Below are 25,824 nucleotides of genomic sequence, written 5' to 3' on the forward strand. Positions count from 1 at the left end.
ACACACGCACGCGGAGTACTTCAGGTTTGCGGGGCTTACAAGACAAGGTCACCATCGTGACGGGCGGAGCGCAGGGTATCGGTTCCGCCGTCGCGGAACGTTTTGCCGCGGAAGGCGCCCGGATCGTCCTGACCAGCCGCGACGGGGCTAAGGCGCAGGAAGCCGCCGACGCGCTGAACCGCAAGGGCGGCGATGCCCGGGGCGTTTCCCTGAGCATCGATGACCGGGACAGCGTGAAGAACCTGGTCGACACCGTGGTCGAGGACTACGGGTCCATCGACGTCCTGATCAACAACGCGGCGACGGTCAGGGACACGCTCCTGATGCGCATGAAACAGGATGACTGGGACGAGGTCATCCACGTGAACCTGGGCGGCGTGTTCGCCTGTACGCAGGCCGTGATCCGCCAGATGATGCGGCAGCGAAGCGGCAGGATCATCAACATGACCTCGATTGTGGGGCTGACGGGCAACCCGGGCCAGGCCAACTACGCCGCTTCCAAGGCCGGGATCATCGGTTTCACCAAATCGGTGGCGAAAGAGGTGGGCAGCAGGGGCATCACGGTCAACGCGATCGCCCCGGGGTACATCGAAACGGCCATGACGGAGGTGCTCCCCGAGGCAGTGAGGTCCGCTTTCCTGGAAGCCACACCGCTTTCGCGGGCCGGACAACCCGAAGACGTCGCCGGCATCGCGGCCTTTCTGGCGTCCGACGACGCCGCTTTCGTAACCGGCCAGGTGATGCGCGTCGACGGCGGCATGGGCATGTGAGGAAAGCAGACGGTTTTTTACAATCATCTGTACAGGAGGAAAGAAGATGGAAGACCGCGTAAAGGAGATCATCGCCGAACAACTGGGTGTGGACGGTGACCAGGTCACCGACAATGCCTCGTTCACCGACGACCTGGGCGCCGATTCGCTCGATACGGTCGAACTCGTCATGGCCCTCGAAGAAGAGTTCGACCTCGAGATCCCCGACGAGGATGCAGAGAAGATCGTCACGGTCGGCGACGCGATTAAGTATCTCCAGTCCAATTTAGACGGCTGATTCATTTCGAGGCCCGGCCGGGAGATCCATGCAGGCGGGGAGATCCAAGCAGGAATGGATTTCCATGCAGACCGGGATTTCCACGCAGGTCGGGTGACTCGACTGGCTGATTTCGGGAGGCGTCGGGGTGGCTGAACGCGTTGTCGTCACCGGTATGGGCGTCCTGAGTCCCGTGGGTCTCACGCTCGATACCTACTGGAAGGCCCTTTGCGCGGGTCGGAGCGGCGTAGGGCCCATTACGAAATTCGATGTGAGCGCCTTTCCGGCGAAAATCGCCGCCGAATTGAAGGACTTCAACGCGGCGGACTACATCGACCGGAAAGAAGTGCGGCGAATGGACGAGAACGTTCAATACGCCGTGATCGCGGCGCAGATGGCGATCGACGACTCCGGTCTGGATCTCGACTCCGAGGACCGGGACCGCATCGGGGTGGTAATGGGTACGGGTGTCGGCGGGATTTGGACCTTCGAAAACCAGCATGCCAACCTCGTACACAAGGGACCGGGACGCGTGAGTCCCTTTTTCATCCCCATGATGATCGCGGACATGGCGCCCGGCCATATCTCGATGATTCATGGGTTGAAAGGGCCCAACTACACTACGGTATCGGCCTGTTCCAGCGGCGCGCACGGTATCGGCGACGCGTTCCGGATCCTGCAGCACGGGGACGCGGACGTCATGGTCACCGGCGGCACGGAGGCCAGCATATCCCCCATGGCCGTGGCCGGGTTCAGCAACATGCGGGCCCTGTCCCTGCGAAATGACGAGCCGGAGCGAGCCAGCAGGCCTTTCGATGCCCAGCGGGACGGATTCGTGCTCGGCGAAGGCAGCGGCATGGTCGTCCTCGAGACCCTGGATCACGCGAAGCGGCGCGGTGCGACGATCTACGCCGAACTGGCCGGTTACGCCGCAACGGCGGATGCCTTTCATATCACCCAACCCCATGAATCGGGTGAAGGCGCGGCGCGATCCATGCACCTGGCGCTTCGGAACGCCGGACTGGCCGTGGACGAAATCGATTACATCAACGCCCATGGCACGTCCACGCCATTCAATGACCGCATCGAAACCCTGGCTATCAAAAAGGTCTTCGGGGATCATGCGCATAGCCTGGCGATCAGCTCCACCAAATCGCTCGTCGGCCACCTCCTGGGAGCATCCGGAGGGGTCGAGTTCATCGCGACCACGCTGTCCGTCGCCCGCGATTACGTCCATCCTACCATCAACTACGAGGAGCCCGATCCCGATTGCGACCTGGACTACGTCCCCAACGCGGGCCGGGAACGGGAAGTGAGGGCGGCTCTAACCAATTCGTTCGGTTTCGGAGGGCATAACGTGACGCTCGTGGTCAGGAAATACACGGCGTAGCTTCTTTCCGAAAAGCCTCGGACGTGCTTCGGGGACTACCGTGCCAAATCGGCATTCCATTCTGCAGAAGCTGCGGCGCGCGACCAGTGCCCTGCTGACGGGCCTGAAAGGCGGTGCATCCGGTCACGCCGCGAACCGAACGGCCCTTGAACGTGAAAACGTCCGCCAGGTCCAGAAATACATCGACTACCGCTTCAAGAACCCCGATTATCTGATCACGGCGCTCAAGCACCGATCCTACGTGTATTCTCGGGAACAGTCGGGCGTCCACTCCAACGAACGTCTGGAGTTCCTGGGCGACGCGGTGCTGGATCTCGTGGTCGGCGAGTTCATATACCACAAGTACCCCGGGCGCCGCGAGGGCCAGCTGACCCAGCTCCGGTCCACGCTGGTCAACCGGAAGGCGCTCGCCCGCCAGGCCCGGGCGATGAAGCTCGGACGCTATGTGCTGCTGAGTACCAGTGAAGCCCGATCCGGCGGCCGGTTTCGCCATTCGATCCTGTCCGATGCCTACGAATCCATCATCGGCGCCATCTACCTGGACGGCGGGCTCCCGCCGGTCCGGCGTTTCCTGCACCGTACCTTGCTGCAGGAGCTGAGCGCGGAACGTCCTTCCGAAGTCGATCACTCGCGGAACTACAAGAGCGCGCTGCTGGAATACACGCAGGGCGAAGGTATCGGCCAGCCGGAATACCGCGTCGATTCCGCCGTGGGTCCCGACCACGAAAAGATCTTTACCATCGAAGTCTTCGTAGCGGGAAACCCCGTCAGCAAGGGCACGGGCACCAGCAAGAAGAACGCGGAACAGGATGCCGCGCGGCAGGCCGTGGAGCAACTGCAGTCCGACCGCGACATCGATCGGTCATGATCCGCGTACTCTCCACGCCCGGATGTTCCGCAGCGTACAACATGGCCGTGGACGAAGCGCTGCTGGACACGTGCCGGCTGGACGCTGGCGGGACGGACTCGGAGACGATGGCGCTGCGCATCTACTCGTGGTGTCCGCCCGCTGTTTCCATCGGATACGGGCAGGAGGCGGAAAAAGAGATCGATCCCGGCCAATGCGAACGGTACGGCATCGACCTGGTCCGGCGGATCACCGGGGGGCGCGCGGTACTGCACGACCAGGAACTCACCTACAGCCTGGTCGCGCCGGAATCCCATCCCGCGCTGGGAGGCCGGTCCGGCGTGATGCTTCGCGCGGTGAGCGAGGCGCTGGTCGAAACGCTGAAGCACTTCGATATACCCGCCGAGCCGGCGATGGAGGGGCGTTGCGGTTCAGGAGGTAATAACGACGTATGCTTCACGGCCACAGGACGTTACGAGATCACGGTGGCCGGCAGGAAGCTGGCCGGAAGCGCCCAGCGCCGATCCCGCGGGGTCGTGCTGCAGCACGGATCCGTGCTCCTGGGTCCGGGGCACCGCAGGCTTCCCCTGCTGATGCTCGCCCACGAACCGGAACGCCGGGAGACCATCGCCCGGCTACTGAACCACCGGACCGTTTCCGTTGCAGAATTGATCCCCGATCTGCCCACCTTCGAGGAATGGACCGACCGCCTGTCCCGTTCGATGCTCGACCGCCTGAACGTGGAAGGCAAAACGGACGTACTGGACGCGGAGGAGCGGCAAGCAGCCGAGTCGTTGGTCCGCACCCGGTACGGAAACGCCGACTGGACCTATCTCAGGACCGCGAGCCATGTCCGGTGATCCCATTGCCATAACCGGCATCTCCTGCCGGTTTCCCGGGGGGATATCGACGCCACAGTCCTTCTGGGAATTCGTCCTGAATGGCGAAGACGCCATTCGACCGGTGCCGGAAGAGCGGAAATCGCTGTGGAAACCGTGGCCGGACGACGGGGACTTTCCCGAATGGGGCGGTTTCGTCGACGAAATCGACCGGTTCGACGCGGCGTTCTTCAATATCTCTCCCCGGGAAGCCCGCCACATCGATCCCCAACAGCGCATCCTGCTCGAACTCGCGTGGGAAGCGCTGGAAGACGCGCGGATCCCCCCGGCCAGGCTGGAAGGCCGGCCCGCTGGAGTGTACATAGGGATCTTCCTGGACGAATACTGGGACCTCCAGCGGTATGCCGCACCTTCGCAAGTCGGCATGCACACCAACACAGGCGGGACGCTGAGCATCGCGGCGAACCGGATCTCCTACTTCCTGGACCTGAAGGGCCCGAGCATCGCCGTTGACACGGCCTGTTCTTCGTCACTGACCGCCGTACACCTGGCCTGCCGCGACATCCAGGACGGGACGTGCACAACCGCGCTCGCCGGTGGCGCCAATCTGCTGCTGACACCCCAGACGACACGCGGATTCGAGCAGGCGCAGATGCTGTCGCCGGACGGGCGCTGCAGGGCCTTCGGTCAGGGGGCGAACGGATACGGACGCAGCGACGGCGCGGGCATCGTCGTGCTGAAACGGCTGACCGACGCTGTGGACGACGGCGATACGGTCTACGCGGTCATTCACGGATCCGCGATCAACCAGGACGGGCGCAGCCGCGGTCTTACTGTGCCCGGCCAAGACGCCCAGCAAACCGTCATCGAGGCGGCCGCACGCGAAGGGGGCGTAGACGCCGCTCAGCTTGCCTTCGTGGAAGCCCATGGCACGGGAACGCCCACGGGCGACCCCATTGAAGCGACGGCCATCGGTCGCGCCACGGGAGACGCGGGCTGCCTGATCGGTTCGGTGAAGACCAATATCGGCCACACCGAGGCGGCGGCCGGCGTCGCCGGTCTCATCAAGGCGGCGCTGTCGCTCAAGCACGGCATCCTGCCGCCCTCCCTGCATTTCGAGAAGCCGAATCCCGACATACCCTTCGAAGAGCTCGGCCTGAAGGTGGCCACCGAGCCGGTCAGCATCCCCGGTCCCGCCTTCGCCGGTGTGAATTCCTTTGGATTCGGCGGCGCCAACGCCCACGTCGTGCTCGGATCTCCACCGGTCACGGAATCCCTAAGACATCCAGCCGATGCGCGAACCGGAAACGGAACGGCGACGGTCGAAAAGGGCGGATCACACGGCGAGGACAGTTCGCAGGGCGAGGCCGACCCGCACGATCCTCTGCTGCTTACCATGTCCGCCCACAGTGCCGGCGCATTGAAGCAGAAAGCGGTGGATACGGTTTCCTTGCTGCGAAGCCACCCCGATATACCGCCCGACGATTTCACAGCCACGCTCGCCCTGCACAGGTCCGATCTCGATCACCGCCTGGCGCTGGTGTTCGAGGATCTGGGAGACGCCGCTCGAAATCTTGAGGAGTTTTGCGCGGGCGGCATCCCCGATCGGCTCGAGATAGCACGGAAAGGCGCGAAACCGGCGCCCGTTGTTTTCGTCTTTACCGGCATGGGGCCGCAATGGTTCGGCATGGGGAAAGCACTTTATCGCACGGACCCTGTCTTTCGCGATGCGATGGACGCGTTCGACCTTCTGTACGAGGCAAGAGCGGGGAGATCGATCAAGGACGCAATGTGGAGTGGCCCAGACGGAGAACGAATCATCGACGTCGAAATCGCCCAACCCGCCAACATGGCCCTGCAGTGGGCGCTGACCGCTCTGTGGAAGTCCCTGGGCATCGAGCCGCAGATCGTCGTCGGCCACAGCGTCGGGGAGATCGCCGGAGCCTGTGTCGTGGGCGCACTGTCCCTGGAGGAAGGCGTTCGCATCATCTATCAGCGCAGCAGGCTACAGAAGGAGATGCAGGGAAGGGGTGAGATGCTGGCCGTGGGGGTGTCGTCGATCGAGGCCGAAGAGCTCATAGAATCCTACGGCGACGGCCTTTCCATCGCCGCGGTCAACAGCCCGATGTCCGCGACGATTTCGGGGGAGTCAGAGGATATCGACCGGTTGCAGGCCACGCTCGAAGATCGACGGCTTTTCTGCCAGAAGCTGCACACGGGGATCGCCTATCACAGTGGCCAAATGGACGGGATCCGCGATGATTTCCTGGCGTCCCTGAACGGATTGTCCCCATCGAAAACCCGCGTACCCCTGTTGTCGACAGTCACGGGCGCGCAGGCAGACGGAACGGAATTCGACGCAGACCACTGGTGGCGAAACATCCGCAGTCCCGTCCTTTTCGACCGGATTTTCGAGCAGATCCAAGGTGACGGGGAGGCGCTTTACATCCAGATCGGTCCCCATCCGGTGCTTTCCTCGGCAATTTACGAGAACCTGGCTCACCACCACCGGACGGGCGACGCCCTCGCCACGCTTCGGCGCGATCGCGGAGCGTGGGACGTCCTGCTCGAATCCGTGGCCAAGTGCTACGTCCATGGACATGACATCAACTGGGAGCGGTTGGTAGACCCGCCTCGTACGTCCGTGCAGCTACCGCCATACCCCTGGCAGAAGGAACGATACTGGCTGGATGGCATGACAACGCATCCGAGTGGCCTTGACAGCCAGGAAGGCTCGGTCGGCCGGTACCCGCTGATCGGTCGGGCCATCGAATCGTCCGTCGACCCCGACTCCCGGGTATGGGAACGGGCGATCAGCCTGGCATCCCACCCGATCCTGGCGGACCACACGGTTTTGGACCGATCCATCATGCCGCTTGCCGGGCAGATCGAAATGCTATTCGAGACGCTTGACGAGGCGGAGATACCCGTCGCCTTTACCGACCTCAAACTCCCGCATCCGCTGATCCTGCCCGAAACCGGTGCCCAACTTGTCCAGATCGTGCGCGGGCAGGACCGGTATACCCTGTCCTCCAAACCTGAATCTCAGGAATCGGCTTCGAGTTGGCTGGCAAACATGCGAACCGAAAGAACCCAGGGGACCGGGGCGACTGGGGTAGCCTGGATGACCGAAAACATTGATCTGGAAGCCATCAGATCCCGATGCGACCGGCGGATCACGCGCCGCCGATTCTACGAACGCGCCGCCGAATTGGGGTTTCAATACGGCCCCAGCTTCCGCCAGGTCGATGATGTCGTGTACGCCGACCGGGATGCCCTGGTCTCTCTAATATCTCGGGATGACGGCCACGAGACCTTCCGCCTGCACCCCGGTGTCCTGGATGCCGGTCTACAGGCCCTGCTGTTGCTCGTGCCGGATGACGGTCCACATTTGCCAATCGGCGTGAAAACCGTTGTGCTGCAGAGACTTCCAGACAAGAACGAAATCCTGTTCGCCTACGCGAGACTGCAAGAAACCTCGGATGACAGCGTCCTGCTGGCCGACGTATATCTCGTAGACGAAAAGGGCCTTCCCGCAGTGGCCCTGGAAGGCGTGGCCCTGTCCCGGGCGAGCGGCGGGGCAAGCCGTCGTAACGTCAATAATAACCCCCACGGGTTCTATCGCGAGGAGTGGGTGGTCGACAACCGCTGGACAGAGCACCAACAACCCGGTCCGGCGTCCCACTGGTTCGTGCTTTCGGACGACCGTCGACTCGGGCGCAATCTGTCCGACGCCCTGTCGCGCCCTGGTGTGGAGAGTGAATTCATAGACATATCCGGTAGTGGATTGGCAAAAAACCTCGGCGTACTGGCCGATAAATTGGGATCCGTGGAATGCGACAGCGGAAGCTACATTGGATTGGCACGAATCTGGACGGGAGGCGGCAACCGGCAGTCCGGCGAGCAGTCCTACCAACACACCGGTCCCGCGCTGGATTCCTTCGAACTGGTCCGTGCAGTGCTGGACAACCCGGATCTTCTGTGCCGCCTGCGGCTGATTACGGCGAGCGCGCAGTCCGTGAAGGCAGACGACCTTGTATCGCCGGCATATGCGTCGATCTGGGGCTGCGGAAGGGTCGCCATGCGAGAACATCCCGAGTTGGACTGTACGCTGATCGACCTTCCGGCCGGGACCGGCGGGATCGATGTGGAGCGCCTCGCGGAGATCGTAGGTATGGACACATCACCTGGTGAAATCGCACTTAGGGGGTCTGATGTACTCACCCGGCGTCTTGTTCCCTTCGATCCGGAGCGGCACGATGCGAAAACCGTGCCTGTAACCGCTTGGTCAAAAACAAGTTACGTACTATCACAGACTACACCAGGATCCATCGACGACCTCCATTTCGAAACGAAACCGGAATCCTGCCCCGAACCGGACGAGGTGGTCATTCGCGTGCGGGCCGCCGCAGTGAATTTCCGGGACGTGCTGACGGCCCTCGGCACGCTGAAGAAACCATCGCGGCAAACATCGTCCTTCGGATGGGAATGCGTCGGAGAGGTAGTCGCGCACGGCGACCGGGTGGAATCCGTGGAAATCGGCGACGTGGTCATGGGGATGATGCCTGGTGCCATGGCCGGACACGTAACCGCGAAGGCCGGCCTGGTCGTCAGAAAGCCCGATCACCTGGGTACTGAGGAGGCCGCCACGCTGCCCGTGGCCTTTCTGACGGCGTACCTAGGGCTCGTGGTACGCGGCGGGATGTCCGCCGGTGACCGCGTTCTTATACACAACGCGACCGGCGGGGTGGGACTGGCCGCTCTTCAGTTCGCACAGCAGACGGAAGCCGAGGTTTTCGCCACGGCCGGATCTGAAGAAAAACGCGCCTTATTGAAGGAGATGGGAATTTCCTATGTAATGGACTCCCGATCGCTGGATTTCGCCGAAGAGATCATGGAGAAGACGGACGGGAAGGGCATGGATATCGTGCTCAATACCCTTTCCGGTACCGCCATGCGGGCTTCGATGTCCGTGTTGGCTCCCCACGGACGTTTCATCGAGATCGGCAAAACCGATATGCTAAATCACGGAACCATCGACCTCAACCTGTTCGACCACAACCGGTCCTACCATCCCATCGATCTCGCGCAGTTCATCGAGGAACGGCCGGATCGGGCAGGCGACTTGCTGCAAAAGATCGTCGCCATGGCCGGGGATGGCGCGATACGTCCCCTGCCCTATCAGACCTTCCCGATGGAAAGGGCGCGGCAGGCCTTCCGATTCATGTCGCAGGCCCGGCATACGGGCAAACTGGTGCTCGTGGATGACGACGCGCCGATTCCTGTGAAATTGGGCGATGAAGACCCGGTCATACGTCCGGGCGGGACCTACCTCATCACGGGCGGCGCGGGCGGGATCGGCCGTTTCCTGACGGGCTGGCTGCTCGACCGGGGAGCTGGACGGGTGGTCGTGACGGGTCGAAGGGGAATCGAGGAAGTGGCGTTGCAATCCGATCCCGCCGGAACTGTCAGATATGTGCAGGCCGATGTGAGCGACCGGGAGGCGATGGGACAACTCATAGCGGACCTGCGAGCGGAGCATGGGCCGGTCAGGGGCGTATTCTACGCGGCCGGCGTGCTGGACGACGGCATTCTGCTCACCCAGACCGTGGAACGGTTTCGCAAGGTCCTCGGACCCAAGACAACCGGTGCCTGGTTATTGCACGAGTTGACAAGGGACCTCGAACTGGACCTTTTCGTCCTGTTTTCCTCGGCGGCTTCCCTTGTCGGCACCGCGGGCCAGGCGTCCTATGCCGCTGCGAATGCCTATCTGGACGGTCTGGCGGACCTCCGACGCCAGGAGGGTCTGCCGGTGACGTCGATCAACTGGGGTCCCTGGGAAGGTACGGGCATGGCGGCAGACGAACACGCCGTCGATCGTCTCAGACGGCAGGGACTGCGACCGATCCCGCCCGATGAGGCCGGTGCGCTGCTCGACCGGTTGTTGCGCCGGGACGTCCATCGCGTCGGCGTGATTCCTACGACGGAACCTGCAGCAGAATCTATGCTTGCACGATTCCTGTCTCCGGTCGATCGTCCGGAACGCGCACCACAGTCGATCACACCGCTATCGAGGGCGGATTTGAACGCACTGACCGCGGACAGACTCCGCATCTACGTCGAGACATTCGTGAACGATGCGATCGGCCGGATCGTGGAAGTGGACCCGGATAACGTCGATCAAGGGCAGACCTGGCGCAGCCTGGGGGTGGATTCCCTCATGGCTGTGGAATTAAGAAACCGTTTCGAGGCGGGATTATACGTGTCGGTTCCGGTGGAGACCTTGCAGTCGGAAACCGCTATCAGCCTGACGATCGACACGTTGCTGGAGGGGAAAAAAGCCACGAGTCGGACTTGAACCGACGACCTATTCATTACGAGTGAATTGCTCTACCAACTGAGCTATCGTGGCCTGGTAAAACCGCGCTAAATATAAGGCACGACCCGCCCGATCGCAACCCGTTTTTAGGCCTCGACGGATTCCATGGACCGCGAGATATGCCCCCGCGTTCCCGCGATATCGAAACACTCCCGCTGGTTGGTCTGCATGAGCCGAAGCGCCACGTCCATCGCCTGTTTTTCGGTGAGGAGGCCGTCGTTCACTTCGCCTTCCAGGGCGCGGCCGAGCCACCTCCGCGCCTGCACCGCGTAGGCATAGGCGCTGGTGGGCCAGCCGGTGTCCCCGCCGAAGGCGAAGAGCTTATTGATCGGCACGGCGTGGATGAAGCGACGAACGAAATCGCAGGAACTGAAAGGGTCGATGGACCAGGCCCAGCAGAGGTCCACCCAGACGTTTGGATAGTGCTTGGCGAGAGCAATCAGCTCGTGGCTGTAGGGGTAGGCGATGTGCATCAGCACGAACCGGGCATCGAGGTAACGAGCCAGCAGTCCGCACAGGTTCCCGCTCTTGATCCGGTCCACCGGCATCCGGCTGTGGCCCGCGTAGTAACCGGTGTGGATCTTGAACGGCAGGTTGTGTTCGATGGATAGTTCCACGCCCCGCGCCCAGCCCCAGTCACCCAGGCACAGCGACGCTTCCTCCGGCGCGCCATCGGGGTTACTCAGGACGATATCCAGGGCCCTTGCCGCTTCTTCGTCGCTGCGTTCCTCCCACCGGAGCGTCCTGGAGTAGGCGTGCTGCGCCTTGACCGCGATGGCGTGGGGACCGTATTTCGCGAAGATGGCGGCCATGGCATCACGCAGGCTGCCGAGGCTGTTTACGGTAATCCCCGTCTCCTCCGCGATGTTCTCCACCGGCACCTCGCCGTTGCAGAATCCCACCCAGGAAATATCGTAGAGAAAGAACCCCGGACCCGAGGCATCCGGTTCGCAAGCCCAGACGAAGTTGTCGATCTGCACGTGATCCAGACCCGCGCGGTCCCGCAACAGCGCCAGTCGCTGGCCGGGACCCCGCAGTCTGTCGTTCTCTGCCTGCGCCGCCGTCAGGCCGTCGGCGGTAATCTCGGCCATGCCATACACGTCTTCCGCCAGAATGCGCACTGCTTCACCGTATCCCGTATGCTTCACGGCCTCCCACGCCGGGCGGACCGGCTCGAAGCGCGCCGCCACGTCGCCCTTTGCGGGATCCAGCAAGGCGTTGACATCCTCCTGCGAAGCGCCGGCGACTACGAGGTCCGCCGGTACGTAGTTCTCGAAGAGGTCCTGCAGCACGTCCGGCCCGTTGGCTACCCAGTCTTCTTCGAACCTGAGATGCTCATGGGTGTCGATAAGCGGCGTTTCCTGGATGTACCGGGACAGATCGGACATGAAGACCCTCCTGCGGATGTGCGCGGGGAAGCGGGGAAACATGAGAGACGGACTATAGACCGGGAATACCCCCGGGGTGAGTCGAACACCCGACCAACGGTTTAGGAAACCGTTGCTCTATCCACTGAGCTACGGGGGCAGAAGTGAAGTTCCGGTCCGGCTTGGTCCGTGCTCAACATATGTACCTGCCTGCCGGATTGTCAACGCCTTAATGCGGACATCCGGGCAGTGAATGATCTTGTCATCTCCTGTACACCGGCATATATTCTGACCGCCAATTCGGCAATGCATCGAGCGGTAGAAATCCTGTACGGTGCTAGCGAGGATTCGAGGATGCAAGGACTGGTTAAATACGACCATGGACCGGTCAACATGGAAGTCCGTGACATGCCGGTTCCGGAGCCTGGTTCCGGGGAGGTCCGCGTGGAGATCCGGGCCGCGGGCATCTGCGGTACGGACATCCACATCTACAAGGACGAGTATCCCTACAACCCGCCGGTGATCATGGGCCACGAGTTCTCCGGCATCGTGGACGAGGTGGCCGGCACGGACGAATACCGGCCGGGCGACGCGGTGACCGGCATTCCGACCACCGTCGTCTGCGGCGTGTGCCGGTACTGCGTGGCAGGCCAGCACAGTCTCTGCGACCGCCGCCTGTCCATCGGCAGCGGGGTGCACGGCGTGTTCACGAAGTACGTGGTCATGCCCACCTGGGCCTTGCGGAGGATTCCGGAACACCTGGACCTCACCATCGGCGCGTTGAGCGAACCTCTATGCTGCTGCGTCAAGGCCGTCTCCATACGCACTTCCGTTACCGCCGGCGACGTGGCGGTGGTGACCGGCCCCGGCCCCATCGGCATGCTGACCACGCAGGTGGCGAAGGCGGAAGGCGCCTACGTCATCCTGACCGGCACTTCGGCGGATGAGGACCGGCTCGAACTCGGGGCGCGGTGGGCCGACGAGACCGTCAACATCGAAGAGGTCGACCTGCTCGATCTCGTCAGGGATCGGACACAGGGCTACGGCGCCGACGTGGTGTACGAATGTTCCGGGTCGGCGGCGGCCACCCGTTCGGCCATCGAACTCGTGAGGAAGCAGGGCACCATCATGCAGATCGGCCTGCACGGCGGCCCTTTCGAGGTAGATTTCTTCCCGGCGGAACTGAAGGAAATCGATATACGGACCTCCTTCGCCGGTTCCCTGGATGCCTGGGACCGCACCATGGTGATGCTGGATCAGCGCAGGATCGAACTGGAACCCATCGTGTCGGACGTGGTTCCTTTAACAGAGTGGGAAAACGCATTCCACCGGTTGTTGAACAGAGAAGGCATGAAGATACTGTTCGAACCGGTTGACTAAAGAAAGGGTTTGAAATGGACCTGGGATTAAAAGACAAAGTCGCGCTGGTTACAGGCTCGAGCCGGGGCATTGGACGATCGATCGCCCTGGGCCTGGCGGAGGAGGGATGTCACGTCAGCCTGAGCGCCAGAGGGGAAGAGAAACTGCTCGAGACCGAGAATGAGGTCGCACAGAAGGGCGTCGAGACGCTGGCGACGGCTGGGGACCTGACCACGGCCGAAGGCATCGACCGGGTCGTAGAGGCCACGCTGGCGCGGTGGGGACACATCGACATCCTGGTCAACAACGTGGGAGGAAGCGTCTGGAATCCCTTCGACGATGTCTCCGATGACGAGTGGCTTCACGTGTTCAACCTGAACATGTTCGCGGCGGTCCGGGCGACGCGGGCCGTGCTCCCGGCGATGCGTGCGCAGGAAGGCGGTTCGATCATCACGATTTCCTCGATCTTCGGACGCGAAGCGGGCGGCCCCGCCACCTACAACGCCACGAAGGCCGCGGAGATCTCCATGGGCAAAACGCTCGCCAAGGAAGTGGCCAGGACCGGCATCCGCGTGAACACGGTGGCGCCGGGTTCAATCATATTCCCGGGCGGCAACTGGCAGAAGCGGCTGGACGCGGACCCGGAGGGCATCGGCAAGTTCATAGAGCAGGAACTTCCGGCCGGACGCTTCGGCAAGCCGGAAGAGATCGCGGACGTGGTAGTCTTCCTGTCATCCGACCGGGCGAGCTGGGTAACCGGCGCCTGCATCAACGTGGACGGATGCCAGTCCCGTTCGCTGATATAGCTATACGCAGTAGATACAATGTAGATACACCGATTCGCGGAGGATGCACGGCATGAACTCGCGCCTCGAACAACTTGAGCTGCTCGCCAGTAAGGATCCCGGCGATCCCTTCATTCAATACGCGATCGCGCTGGAATACGTGAGTTCGAACCGGCTCGAAAAGGCCGCCGAAATCCTCGAACGGCTTATGGCGGCATCGCCGGACTACACGGCGGGCTATCACCAGGCCGGCCGTGTTTACGAACAGCTGGACCGCGATGATGAAGCCCGCAGGTGTTACGAGCAGGGGATCGTCGTAGCGGAACGCCAGGGTGACGCCAAGGACCTGGACGAAATGCGGGAAGCCCTCGCGTTTCTGGATTGATTTACATGCGGCTGGACGTATCGTCGACAGACTGAATGTACCGTCAACGGACCGGACGTACCGTTACCAGACCAGGATCTACCGCTAAAAGATTGGAAACGAACAGATAGCACGCAAACCACTTCTACGCATAGCCCAGGACGTATTCGGATGGACCTTTCTCGTCATCGGGGTCCTGGGCCTGTTCCTGCCGCTGCTGCAGGGCGTGCTGTTCATCGTCATCGGGCTGACGATCCTGTCCACGCGCTACGCCTTCGCCCAGCGCATGTTGACCCGCCTGGAGAAGAAGTATCCGGACATCTACGCCAAAGTAGAGCAACTCAAGGTCCGGTTCGCCGCAAGCAAACCGCTCCTGGTCGCCATCGGCACGATCCTGATCGTCTTGCTGGGCGTGGGGATCTATCTGGCCGTGCTTGGGTTCAAGACGGCCTATGCGAAGATCGCACCGATCCTGTTGAACTAGTCAAATCAGACGGCGAATCAGGCGTCTGCTGCGCCGGTCCAACCGGTCGAGGTCGGGGATCTCGTACCGGTTGCCGTTCTCGTCCGTGATCAGGATACGGCCGGGCGCCAGTTCCATCATGCCTTCCCTCAGGTCCCGCATCGGGATCTTCACGTCGCCGCGATCCGTCTCCACGGAGAACAGCGATGTCCCTCCCCGCCCCTCCATCTCCACGATGCGCGTTATCCTCGGGCGGAAATAGCGCCATTCGATCTCATCGCGGATGATGCGACCGGTTTCCTCGTCGCAAGCTCCCGGGTCGGCCAGAATGCCCAGGTATTCGTCTTCCTGGTCGAAGAAGGTGACGTACCGGCTCTCCTGCGAGAGCGGAAAAGCCTGTCGTATCTTGACGCTGAAGAACAGGTCGCCCGCGATGGACAGGGTGGGCGGCTGGTCGTCCCGCCGCTCGAGGTGAACGGCGGTTGGATCGAGAAAGGACATCTATTACCCCTCCACGCCCACGATGCTCGAGACGTTGGTGTGCAATTGGACCAGGCGGTAATACTCGCCCTGCCGGTCCAGCAGTTCCTCGTGGGTACCCAGTTCCACCGGCTCACCGTTCTTCAGGACGAGCAGGCGGTCGGCGTCTCTCAGGGTGGACAGGCGATGGGCGATGGCGAGCGTCGTGCGGCCCTCCATGAGCCGCCCCAGGGCTTCCTGGATCTTCTTCTCCGTTTCCAGGTCGAGGGCCGACGTGGGTTCGTCGAGAATCAGGATCCTCGGATCGTGCAGGATGGCCCGGGCGATCGCGACCCGCTGGCGCTCCCCGCCGGAAAGCCTGCCGCCCCGTTCCCCGACGGGCGTATCGTAGCCGTCGGGCAGTTTGACGATGAACTCGTGGGCGTTCGCGTTGATAGCGGCCTCGATGATCTCCTCCCGGGACGCTTCCTGGTTGCCGAAGCGGATATTGTCGGCCACGGAACCGGCGAACAGGAAGGGGTCCTGCTCCACGTAACCGATCTGGCTCCGCAGTTGCGTCAGGTCCATCCGGCGCACATCGGTTCCATCGATCAGGATCCGCCCGCCGTCCACGTCGTAGAACCGGCACATCAGCTTGATCAAGGTGGACTTCCCGGCGCCCGAGTGCCCCACGAGTCCGATCATCTCGCCCGGTTCGACGTGCAGGTTGATCCCCTTGAGCACCGGTTGGTGCGCCACGTAGCCGAAGTTGACGTCCTGCAACTCCAGGCGTCCTTCGAATCGGGGTACATCCACGAAATCGGTCGGTGTGTATTCCTCGATAGGACTGTCGATGACCTCGAAGGTCCGGGTGATCGCCGTCATCATCTCCGGAATCCAGTCGGCCATGCTCGTGAGCTGCTGCACGGGACTGTAGAACATGGCCAGGTAGAGGAAGAAGGCCATGAGCATGCCGATGGTCATTTCCACCGCCTGCACCTGCAGCCCGCCGTACCACCATACCAGCAGTCCGCCCACGGACACGAGGAATGCGAGCAGCGGGCGCACCGTGCGCGAACGGACATGGATGTTGCGTTCGGCCGTGAACACCTTCTCGTTCTCGAAGTGCATTTCCTGGCTCTGCCGTTTCTCCTGGGCGAAGATCTTCACGACCCGGATGCCGGCCAGCGCGTCGTTCACCTGTTCGAAGAAGGTCGCCCAGCTGTCCCACGACCTGCCGTAAAACCACATCAGGTACCGCTTGATATGGATCGAGGCGAAGATGATGGCGGGAATGGGGATCAGGACGAGGAGCGCCAGTTCCCAGTTGAGGTAGAACAGCACCGCGGTCATGCCGATCACGAGCAGCCCCTGCTGGACCACCTGCGGCGCGAAATCGATCCAGAAGTAGTGGATCGACTTGGCGTCCCGGGCGATGCGGGCCATGAGGCCCCCCGTCTGCTGCATGTCGTAGTACTTGAGGGGCAGGAGCTGCAGTACGTTCAGCAGTTCGGACCGCGCGTCGAAGGCCAGCCGGTCGCCCAGCACGGCCATCATTCTCCCGCTTATGATGGTCACCCCGGTATGCACGATCCGGGAAACGGCCAGGAGCGCCACGATCGAAGGAAGCCAGATGTACATGCTCTGGTCCACCAGGACCTGGTCGACGAGGATCATGGTCAGGTACGGGGGCAGCAGGTCGATGGCCGACGCGACGATCGTGACCACCATGGCGACGACCAGCGTTTTCCAGTGGGGCAGGCAGAAAGACCACAGGCGCCGGAACGTGCGCAGGTGGGCCTCGCGGCTCGACCAGTCCGGGACCGTTTCCTCGGCAACGGGCTCCGTGAGATCCGCACTTCCATCGGGGCCGATCAGGTGCAACAGGGATTCGACGGCGTCGGTCATGTCCTGCGCCACGGCATGGGTGTACCGGAGCAGCCGGACGCTCCTCCCGTCCACCTCGGCCATGAGCGCGCTCGCGCCGACCAAGGGTTCCACGGTCAGGCCGGTGATCTCCTCCAGGGACAGGGTGTGGGTCAGCGTCCACGCCCCGTCGGACCGGGTTGCAACCACCAGGTGCCGCCTGGTCACGGCCAGCATCGATTCATCGATCCGGCCGTCCGGCGCCAGGTCCGTCTTGCAGGCAAAGAGAAGGTCAGCCTTGTCCTCGCCTGCAGGCAGGCCGGACGGGATCAGACGGGTCAGTTCGGAGGGTATCGTGTTGATCAGGGGCATGGGAGCGGCGCGTTCGGGTTCAGTGTCGTTCCTTATCTTCAGCCAGGGATCGACCGGGGATCAGCTAGTGAAATCAGAACAGGTTCGGATGCAATGCGGCAGCCAGGTTCTCGATCGCGAGGAAGAGCCTGGGTGCGGGTCGAAGCAGCCAGTTTTCGGGAATCAGGACGACGCGTTCGTTACGCACGGCGTCCAGGCCCTGCCAGCCTTTCAGCGACTTCGCCCTTTCCAGGTATCTCGCCCGGACTTCCTCTGCGTCCTGTCCTTCGCCCAGCGTGGAAAGGAGGACCTGCGGATCCTTGGAAACGATGTGCTCCAGGTTGTACACCGCCCACGTACCCGGCGCCAGGTCGTCGGCCACGTTCCGACCGCCGGCCCGTTGAATCACCGCCGAAGTAAACGTTTCAGGTCCGGGGGTCCAGTTCTCGTCCCGGAAGGGGCTGCCGACGAAAATCGTGGGACGCTCGCTTTCGGTCAGGCCGCCGATCCGCTCCGCGACCGTGGCCAGCCGCTGACGGTAACCTTCGGAAAGCTCGCGTGCCAATTCCTCACGACCGACAAGCCTGCCCACCGTACCGATCGCATCGAGCACGTCCTCGATCGACTGGGGGTCGAGGACGAACACCGGAACATCCAGTGCTTTCAGGCTGTATACCAGTTCTCTGGCGTTTCCCTTTGAAGCCAGTACGAGATCAGGATCGAGCGCCACGATTTTCTCGAGACTCATTGTCGTGACGTCGCCGATCTTCTCGATTTCCCTGGCTTCCGGCGGATAATCGCAGTAGTTCGTGACCCCCACGACCGAACTTCCCGCGCCCACTGCGAAAAGCAGTTCCGTGTTGCTTGGTATAAGCGATATGATTCGCTCCGGAGTACCCTGAAGGGTCACGGCGGAACCGATGACATCCGTTTCTGTCACCTGACCGGCAGCCACCCTGGGAATCAGCAGGAAACTAAGGAGAAAAACAAACCTTGGGAAGCGCGAAACGTACCTCACATTCGTTCCGGATGTCACGGGAGCAGGATACGGTTTACAGCGGTATACAATATAGACGAAGACGGTTAAAACGGTACTTTTTTTTGTAATACGCACTAAATTGATTCGAAGCCTGAACCACGCAAATGAACATAGCCGTCGTACCTTCCATGCTCGACCCGAATCGGTTCAGACGGCGGTCTTTCGGAGGGAAGCTTACGATGGGACGCTTTGACTACTGCCTCAATACGAGTACGATCCGGTCGCCCGGTGTTTCCGTGCTGGAATACGTGGATATCGCGGCCGACGCCGGATATGACGGAATCGAACCCTGGGTGGAGGAAATCGATGCCTGGATCGAAGGGGGCGGTACGCTGACGCAACTGCAGGACCACGCTGCCGGCCGGGATATCCGGATCGTGAACCTGATCGCCTTTTTCGAATGGGCAGTGCCCGAGGCCGACCGCCACGCCTTTGGTTTGGAAGAGGCGCGGCGGTGCTTCGAAATGGCACAGGTGCTGGATTGCCCTTTCGTAGCCACGGCCCCGAAGGGGATCCACGACCGCGAAGTCGACCTATTTTCCGTCGCCCGGAGATTCGCCGAACTGACGGACGCCGTATCGGATTTCTCCCCGAAACCCCTGCTGGAGTTCTGGGGCGTGTCCCGGACGCTGGGAACAGTAGGAGAAGCCCTGCTCGTGGCCGCCGAAAGCGGGGTGCGTGACACCAGGCTGCTGACCGACATCTTTCACATGTACAAGGGTAGCGGGCACCAGCACGGGATGGACTACCTCGATCCCGGTCGCCTGGGCCTGGTCCACGTGAACGACTATCCCACAGTCCCGCCCCGTACGTACATCGAAGACGAGCACCGGGTCTATCCCGGAGACGGCGTAGCGCCCTGGGACGAGATCGTCGCCAGCCTGGAACGGCAGGAATACCGGGGCATGCTGTCACTCGAGCTGTTCAATCCCGCCTACTGGGCCGAAGGGCCGGTGGCCACGGCACAAATAGGACTGGCAAAGCTTCGGGCATGCGTAGAAAACGCGTGATTCGTAACTGACCGGTTCATGCCGTAACGGACATCACGTTCATCCCTCGCGCCTATCCGCCTACGATCATGTCCACAGCCACATTGCCACAGTCCGACCAGGAATTGTCTCCTGCACCTCACGTGGCACGGCCCGTTTCCGCCGGTCTCACCCTCCGGGCTGTGGTGATCGGTTGCGTCTTCACCATCCTGTTGACCATCTGGTCGCTCGCCTCCGAATTCGTAACGCGCGGCTCATTCATTACGGTCACCCACCTGCCGGTGGCGGCGCTGCTGCCCTTCCTTCTGATGGTCCTCATGGTGAATCCATGTCTGAAAATCACCGGCTTCAGCCGTCCGTTCAACAGCCAGGAACTCGTCGTGATCTTCTTCCTGGTCTTCACGGCTTCCGTCATACCGGGCTGGGCCTTCAGCAATTACGCGATATCGATCATCAGCGGTCCGTTCTATCACGCAACGCCCGAGAACCGGTGGGCGGAACTGTTCCTCGACTATCTTCCGTCCTGGCTGGTGGTCCCGAACCACCTGGGTGGGTTGAACCAGTTCTACGAGGGCGTTTATTCCACGCGGAACATACGCTGGCAGATCTGGTTCGTACCCATGTTCTGGTGGGTGACGTTCTACATCGCCCTGTTCATGGTCGGCGCTTCGATCATGGTCATGCTCCGGAAGCAGTGGGTTGAACACGAACGGCTGGCCTTTCCGTTGGCCCAGGTGCCTCTGGCGCTGATAGACGGCGCCGAGGATCGGGCCCTCCTGCCCAGGATTGCCCGTGTACCCATGTTCTGGTGGGGGTTCGGTACCACGCTGGTCATCATGATCTGGAACATGTTCAGCTTCTTCGACCTCATGCCCGCAGTACCCCTCGGCGCAGGACACGCCTTTCCTCTGACCCTGTACGAGGCCTTCCATCCAATCCAGGTGCGCGTCAACTTCCTGCTGATCGGGGTGGCCTACTTCACGCGGGTGGAAGTTTTGCTCAGCGTCTGGCTGTTCTACCTCATCCGCATTGTGCAGCAGGGCGTGATGACCCGCGTCGGCGTGCCGGGTCCGCAGGAAATGATGCATTTCCAGCACCTGTCCGGCTTTCTGGTCTTCGTGCTGTTCGGGCTGTGGATGGCGCGAAGGCATATCCGCGACGTGATCCGGAAAGCCCTGGGAAGAGCGCCTGAAATCGATGATTCACGGGAGTTCTTCTCATACCGTACGGCCGTACTATCTTTCTCCGGCGGTTCGATTTACATGGTTTTCCTCCTGTGGAGCGCGGGCATGACGCTCTGGGTAGTAGCGCTCATGATGTTCGTCCTGTTGGTCCTGTATATTGGCGTAACCCGCGTAGTGGCCGAGACCGGCCTGGCATCCCTGGACCTGCCCTACAACAGCGCCAACGAAATCACGCTCAGGTTCGTCGGATCGGAGCACATCAACGCCCGGACCATCGCGGGGATGTGGCTGTGCCAGACCTTCACCCGAAACTGGAGGACACTCGGCATGTGTTCCATGGCGCACGCCGCCAAGGTGGGCGACGTAATCGGTGGCGTGGGCAAGGGGGTGTTCGGCGCCATTGCGCTTTCGCTGGCCATTGGATTCATGACAGCCCTGTTGTACACGCTCTACCTGGGGTATGACATGGGCGCGTCCCAGCTCAAGGCAGGCGGTTTCGAGTCAGGGGCGAAAGGTTACTGGACGCAATTGGAGACTTTTCTTACGAATCCGCAGGCCATGACGCAATCCCAGTTGACCATGGTAATGAGCGGCGTCCTGATCTCGGTATTCCTGATCTGGGCCCATCACCGGCTTCACTTCTGGCCCCTTCATCCCGTGGGGTTCGGGATCGTCACCACCTACGCGGCGGATATGGCTTTCCTTTCCATCCTGATCGTATGGATCATCAAATCCGCTGTCCTCCGGCTCGGCGGCGTATCACTCTATCGCAAGGGCCAGCCTCTGTTTATCGGCATTATCGCCGGATACGCCCTGGGGGTTTTTCTGACCTTCCTGGTGGACGCGGCATGGTTCCCTGGCGCGGGACACGTCGTGGACGGATGGTAGCGGAGCGACTGGAAGCGGTACAGACCACCCATAGTTCAAAGCGTAAGGAGCAGATGATTCCTCATGAAACTTTCCATTCTCGACCAGTCTCCCATACGTGATGGGGTAACGGCCGTGCAGGCCTTCCAGGAGACCCTGACCATGGCCAGGGAGGCCGAACGGCTGGGCTACCGGCGCTTCTGGGTGTCCGAGCACCACAACGCCCATTGCCTGGCCGGCAGTTCGCCCGAAGTGCTGCTCGCCGCTATCGGGGCCACCACGGAGGACATGCGGATCGGTTCCGGGGGCGTCATGCTGCCATACTACAGCCCCTTCAAAGTCGCCGAGAGTTTCGCCGTGCTCACGAATCTCTATCCGGACCGGGTCGACCTGGGGGTTGGACGCGCGCCAGGCGGAGACATGAAGACCGCCCGTATGCTGGCCCCGGGCGCGGGACCCCGGTTCGAGCAGTTCCCCGAACTTGTCGCCCAACTGTTGGAGATCCTGCAGAACAGGGATTTCGAGCCTCGGGTCACACCGCCCATCCAGTCTCCTCCCCCCGTATGGATGCTCGGATCCAGTCCGGAAAGCGCGATGCTCGCCGCCCGGTTGGGCCTGCCCTACAATTTCGCCCTCTTCATCAACAGCAACATCGACCCGCGCATCCTCGAATTCTACCGGCACTACTTCGAGCCCTCCACCCAGACGCCGCAGCCCGAGGCCTGCATCGCGATCAACGTTATCTGTGCCGATACCGAGGCGGAGGCCCAACGTCTGTCGTTGAGCCGCGATCTGCTCTTCGCTCGCTTCGCTTCGGGCAAGCCCAGCTACGTCGTGCCTACGGTGGAGGAAGCGGAAAAGCACCGGTTCAGTGAAGCCGAAACAGCCTTTCTGGAAGACAAGTTCCGCCTTGCGGCCGTGGGCAGTCCGGACCAGGTCCGGGACACCATCGACCGGCTTGCCGGCCAGTTCGGAGCCGAAGAGGTCATGGCCGTGACGATCACCCACGATTTCAAAGCCCGGCTGCGGTCCTACGAACTTCTGGCCGATGTGTACCGATAGATCGCTTCAATTCAGGTAGATCGCTGCAAATAGGATTGCCTGCAGGATACAAAACGAATACATTGAGATGGCCTCCATTCCCTGCACGCAATAACCGAAACAAGGAGCATATGACATGACCATGGTCATGGAACAAACCGTGCTGAGCGACGAGCAGATCGCGTTCTACCGGGAAAACGGGTTTCTCCACATCCCGGAGGTATTCACGCCGGAAGAGACGGCCGAATTGTCGGATCAGATGGACCGGCTCGTCGAGGACTGGGCGTTCACGAGCCCGGGATGGAACGGTCCCTGGCGCCTGGCCTACATGGATCCGGAGACGGAGGCCAAATCTAAACTGACGGCCATGCACGATCTCCATTTCTATTCCCAGGCCTGGTCGCGCGCCGTCGCAAACCCGCGGCTGGTGGAGGCCCTTTCGCAGCTGCTGGGGCCGAACGTGGAGTTGCACCACACCACGCTGCACATCAAGCCGCCCCAGACCGGACATCCCTTTCCCCTTCACCAGGACAACCCCTTCTACGGCCATCACGACGGCCGGTACATCGACGTCCTCGTGCACCTGGACGACACCTGTCACGAAAACGGCGAGATCCGCTTCCTCGCGGGGTCCCACAAATCCGGTCACCTGCAGCACATCACCGAATCGGAAGAAGGTCCCTGCGCGCCCCATCTGCCGACCGACGAGTTCAAGCTGGAAGACACGGTGGCCGTACCGGCCCGGGCCGGCGACGTGGTCATCTTCTGCATCGACACCGTGCACGGTTCCTACATCAACCAGACGAAACGGCCCCGCAGGCTCGTGCGCATGGGCTACCGGAACCCGGACAACCGGCAGGAGTACGGCCAGAGCTTCGGGCGGCCGGGTCTTATGGTCTGCGGGTACCGCGAACGGCGAGAAGGCGACGAACTGCTCCCGGGTAACTGATGGCCGACATTCCCCTGCTGGGTTACACCGACCGGTTGTCCGGCCGGCCCGGCGACGAGATCGCCTTCAAGGTCAGCAGCGCGGCCGCGAAACCCTATCGGGCTAGCCTCGTTCGCGTGATATGCGCCGACCCCAATCCCGTCGGTCCCGGGTTACAACTGGAGGAAGCCGGCCTGCCCTTCGGGGGTGAATTCCCCTCCAGGTCCCAGCCCTTCCACCCCGGCTCCCACGCCGTCATCCCCCTTGACGGCCGCTTCCGCCCGGACAGCGGCCTTACCCTCACCGCCACGATATGGCCCACGACCCCAGGGAATGCGGACCAGGGCATCGTCAGTTGCGGCACCAGTGGACGGAAGCCGGCGCTCAGTCTCTGCCTGGACCGGGGCGCCTTGACCGCCTTCGTCCGTTCATCGACGAACCAGGTGACCCGTGTTACCTGTCGAAGCGAGCCGATCAAGACCCGGCAATGGTACCGGGTGTGGGCGAGCTACGATGCCGGAAGCGGGACGGTGAGTGTGGGGTTCCGGGCAACCCACGCACCTCCCGGACCGTCCAATATCACGGTTGAGGCCGTCGGCCCCGTTCCCGTGGGCGACCTGGCCCGGATCATCATCGGTGGACAGGACGGCGATCCCGTTCACGGCCATTTCAATGGCAAGATCGAAGCGCCTTCCCTCGTCGACATCCCGGTGGAAGAAACCGACCACCAGGAATACGACGTCAAAGGCCATCGAGGCGCGTGGGCCCTGTGGGACTTCGCCCGGGACACGGGTTCGACGCAGATCGTGGATGTAGGGCCGAAGGGCCTGCACGGCCGCCTGGTCAACATGCCGGCCCGTGCCATGACCGGTTCCCGGTGGACCGGCGAGGAAATGTCCTGGAAGCACGCACCGGAACAGTACGGCGCCATCCACTTCCACGACGACGACATCTACGACTTCGGCTGGGAGACGGATTTCACCTTCAAAATCCCGGACGGCATGCCATCGGGACTCTACGCGGCCCGCATCCGGTGCGGCGAACACGAGGACATGATGCCGTTCTACGTTTGCGCGCCGCGGGGCGGGCCGACGGCGGATCTCTGCGTCCTTGCGTCCACCTTCACCTATACCGTATACGGCAATCACGCCCGTCCGAATTTCCATCCTTCATGGCTCGAGCGGATTGGCGAATGGAACGCCTATCCCTGGAATCCCGCCATTCACCCTGAATACGGGCTTTCCACCTACAACTTTCACCGGGACGGGAGCGGCATCTGCCATGCCAGTCACAAACGCCCCCTGTTCTCGCTCCGCCCGGGCTACATCACTTTCGGCGCCACGGAAGGAGACTGCTCGGGGCTAAGGCATCTGCAGGCGGACACCCACCTTTACGCGTGGCTCGAGAAACAGGGCATCCCCTTCGACATCGTCACCGACCAGGAACTGCATGATGACGGTGTCGATGCGATTAAAGGCTATCGAGCCGTAACCACGGGTTCCCATCCGGAGTACCATACGCCGCGCACGCTCGACGCCCTGCGGCAGTTCCGGGAACAGGGCGGCCACTTCATGTACCTGGGGGGGAACGGGTTCTACTGGCGCATTGCCGTCCACCCGGAGGGCGACGGGACGCTCGAAATCCGCCGGAACGAAGGCGGCATACGGGCCTGGGCGGCCGAACCGGGCGAGTACTTCCAGGCCTTCGACGGCGGTTACGGCGGACTCTGGCGCAGGAACAACCGTCCCCCGCAGCAGCTCGCCGGCGTGGGGTTTTCGGCCCAGGGCAATTTCCATGGATCGTACTATCGCATCGATCCGAACGCCCGTGCCAACCCGGAGACCGCATGGATCTTCGAGGGGGTGAAGAGCGAGACCGTGGGCGATTACGGGTTCAGCGGAAACGGCGCCGCCGGGTTCGAACTCGACCGGGCCGACTACCGGCTGGGCACTCCCGAAAACACTCGCGTCATCGCCAGTTCCGAAGACCACCACGGATCCTTCATTCCCGTACCCGAAGAGCTGCTTACCCACATCACGACCTGGTCTGGTGAACCAATCGACAAACTGGTCCGGGCGGATATGGTGTATCAGCGCTCAGATTCCGGCAGCCAGCTTTTCTCCACGGGATCCATCACTTTCTGCGGCAGCCTGCTGTATAACGATGCCGACAACGACATTTCCAGGATTGTGTCCAACGTGCTGCGCCGGTTCCTGGCCGCCGATCCCACAGGTCGGCCTGGTCGGTCCGGTCGATCCGGACAGCCCGGACAGTCCCGATA

The 25,824-nt window shown here is 62.1% G+C and carries 18 protein-coding genes, 2 tRNA genes and 1 pseudogene; 15 read left to right on the top strand and 6 right to left on the bottom strand.

All coding sequences use genetic code 11. From position 1 onward, the window contains the following. Nucleotides 1-26 precede the first annotated feature (26 nt). From fabG to F4X08_08640, 6 genes are all read left to right on the top strand, one after another. Nucleotides 27-770, top strand: a complete 744-nt coding sequence (fabG, locus tag F4X08_08615; protein MYD25863.1) for a 3-oxoacyl-[acyl-carrier-protein] reductase — start codon at nt 27-29, stop codon at nt 768-770. 46 nt (nt 771-816) lie between these two features. Beyond that, on the top strand, nt 817-1,047 hold the full coding sequence (acpP, locus tag F4X08_08620; GenBank protein MYD25864.1) for an acyl carrier protein: 231 nt from the start codon (nt 817-819) through the stop codon (nt 1,045-1,047). A gap of 127 nt (nt 1,048-1,174) precedes the next feature. Further along, on the top strand, nt 1,175-2,416 hold the full coding sequence (fabF, locus tag F4X08_08625; GenBank protein ID MYD25865.1) for a beta-ketoacyl-ACP synthase II: 1,242 nt from the start codon (nt 1,175-1,177) through the stop codon (nt 2,414-2,416). A gap of 40 nt (nt 2,417-2,456) precedes the next feature. Beyond that, a complete protein-coding gene (gene rnc, locus F4X08_08630; protein ID MYD25866.1) occupies nt 2,457-3,284 on the top strand; it encodes a ribonuclease III in 828 nt (275 codons plus the stop codon). Beyond that, a complete protein-coding gene (locus F4X08_08635) occupies nt 3,281-4,123 on the top strand; it encodes a lipoate--protein ligase family protein (protein MYD25867.1) in 843 nt (280 codons plus the stop codon). The genes rnc and F4X08_08635 overlap by 4 nt, the downstream gene beginning before the upstream one ends. Next, a complete protein-coding gene (locus tag F4X08_08640) occupies nt 4,113-10,460 on the top strand; it encodes an SDR family NAD(P)-dependent oxidoreductase (protein ID MYD25868.1) in 6,348 nt (2,115 codons plus the stop codon). The genes F4X08_08635 and F4X08_08640 overlap by 11 nt, the downstream gene beginning before the upstream one ends. Here the strand turns inward: F4X08_08640 and F4X08_08645 are convergent. The 3 genes from F4X08_08645 to F4X08_08655 form a co-directional block, all read right to left on the bottom strand. After that, a tRNA-Thr gene (locus F4X08_08645) sits at nt 10,442-10,514 on the bottom strand. The two genes, F4X08_08640 and F4X08_08645, sit on opposite strands and share 19 nt — an antisense overlap. 53 nt (nt 10,515-10,567) lie before the next feature. Further along, entirely contained in the window at nt 10,568-11,869 is a 1,302-nt protein-coding gene (locus tag F4X08_08650; GenBank protein MYD25869.1) for an amidohydrolase family protein, read from the bottom strand. 66 nt (nt 11,870-11,935) lie between these two features. Next, nucleotides 11,936-12,008, bottom strand: a tRNA-Arg gene (locus tag F4X08_08655). 146 nt (nt 12,009-12,154) lie between these two features. On the opposite strand from F4X08_08655, the gene F4X08_08660 reads away from it, so the two are divergent. The 4 genes from F4X08_08660 (at nt 12,155) to F4X08_08675 (ending at nt 14,840) form a co-directional block, all read left to right on the top strand. Continuing rightward, on the top strand, nt 12,155-13,228 hold the full coding sequence (locus F4X08_08660) for an alcohol dehydrogenase catalytic domain-containing protein (GenBank protein MYD25870.1): 1,074 nt from the start codon (nt 12,155-12,157) through the stop codon (nt 13,226-13,228). A 14-nt stretch (nt 13,229-13,242) separates the two neighbouring features. After that, complete coding sequence (locus F4X08_08665) at nt 13,243-14,013, top strand: SDR family oxidoreductase (GenBank protein ID MYD25871.1); 771 nt, start codon at nt 13,243-13,245, stop codon at nt 14,011-14,013. Nucleotides 14,014-14,056: 43 nt separating this feature from the next. Beyond that, the gene (locus tag F4X08_08670) at nt 14,057-14,377 is read left to right on the top strand and encodes a hypothetical protein (GenBank protein ID MYD25872.1); all 321 of its coding nucleotides are present in this window, start codon (nt 14,057-14,059) and stop codon (nt 14,375-14,377) included. Nucleotides 14,378-14,468: 91 nt separating this feature from the next. Further along, the gene (locus F4X08_08675; protein ID MYD25873.1) at nt 14,469-14,840 is read left to right on the top strand and encodes a hypothetical protein; all 372 of its coding nucleotides are present in this window, start codon (nt 14,469-14,471) and stop codon (nt 14,838-14,840) included. On the opposite strand, the gene F4X08_08680 is transcribed toward F4X08_08675, so the two are convergent. From F4X08_08680 to F4X08_08690, 3 genes are all read right to left on the bottom strand, one after another. Then, complete coding sequence (locus tag F4X08_08680; GenBank protein MYD25874.1) at nt 14,841-15,320, bottom strand: DUF1854 domain-containing protein; 480 nt, start codon at nt 15,318-15,320, stop codon at nt 14,841-14,843. It abuts the gene before it with no gap. 3 nt (nt 15,321-15,323) lie between these two features. Beyond that, on the bottom strand, nt 15,324-17,516 hold the full coding sequence (locus F4X08_08685) for an ABC transporter ATP-binding protein (GenBank protein MYD25875.1): 2,193 nt from the start codon (nt 17,514-17,516) through the stop codon (nt 15,324-15,326). Between the two features lie 73 nt (nt 17,517-17,589). Then, the gene (locus F4X08_08690) at nt 17,590-18,618 is read right to left on the bottom strand and encodes an ABC transporter substrate-binding protein (GenBank protein ID MYD25876.1); all 1,029 of its coding nucleotides are present in this window, start codon (nt 18,616-18,618) and stop codon (nt 17,590-17,592) included. Between the two features lie 20 nt (nt 18,619-18,638). On the opposite strand from F4X08_08690, the gene F4X08_08695 reads away from it, so the two are divergent. The 5 genes and pseudogenes from F4X08_08695 to F4X08_08715 all read left to right on the top strand — a co-directional run bounded on the left by F4X08_08695 (nt 18,639) and on the right by F4X08_08715 (nt 25,759). Beyond that, nucleotides 18,639-19,544 (top strand): sugar phosphate isomerase/epimerase, encoded by a 906-nt coding sequence (locus tag F4X08_08695; GenBank protein ID MYD25877.1) that lies wholly within the window; start codon nt 18,639-18,641, stop codon nt 19,542-19,544. 104 nt (nt 19,545-19,648) lie between these two features. Continuing rightward, nucleotides 19,649-21,595, top strand: coding sequence for a hypothetical protein (locus F4X08_08700; protein MYD25878.1), 1,947 nt, complete (start codon nt 19,649-19,651; stop codon nt 21,593-21,595). Between the two features lie 63 nt (nt 21,596-21,658). After that, nucleotides 21,659-22,636 carry an LLM class flavin-dependent oxidoreductase gene (locus F4X08_08705; GenBank protein ID MYD25879.1) on the top strand — a complete coding sequence of 326 codons (978 nt, stop codon included), beginning with the start codon at nt 21,659-21,661 and terminating at the stop codon, nt 22,634-22,636. A gap of 115 nt (nt 22,637-22,751) precedes the next feature. Beyond that, the gene (locus F4X08_08710; protein ID MYD25880.1) at nt 22,752-23,564 is read left to right on the top strand and encodes a phytanoyl-CoA dioxygenase family protein; all 813 of its coding nucleotides are present in this window, start codon (nt 22,752-22,754) and stop codon (nt 23,562-23,564) included. Then, a pseudogene (locus F4X08_08715) lies at nt 23,564-25,759 on the top strand (N,N-dimethylformamidase large subunit). Before F4X08_08710 ends, F4X08_08715 begins: the two are co-directional and overlap by 1 nt. Nucleotides 25,760-25,824 lie beyond the last annotated feature (65 nt).

This window comes from Gemmatimonadota bacterium (assembly GCA_009841265.1).
GTDB lineage: Bacteria > JAAXHH01 > JAAXHH01 > JAAXHH01 > JAAXHH01 > JAAXHH01.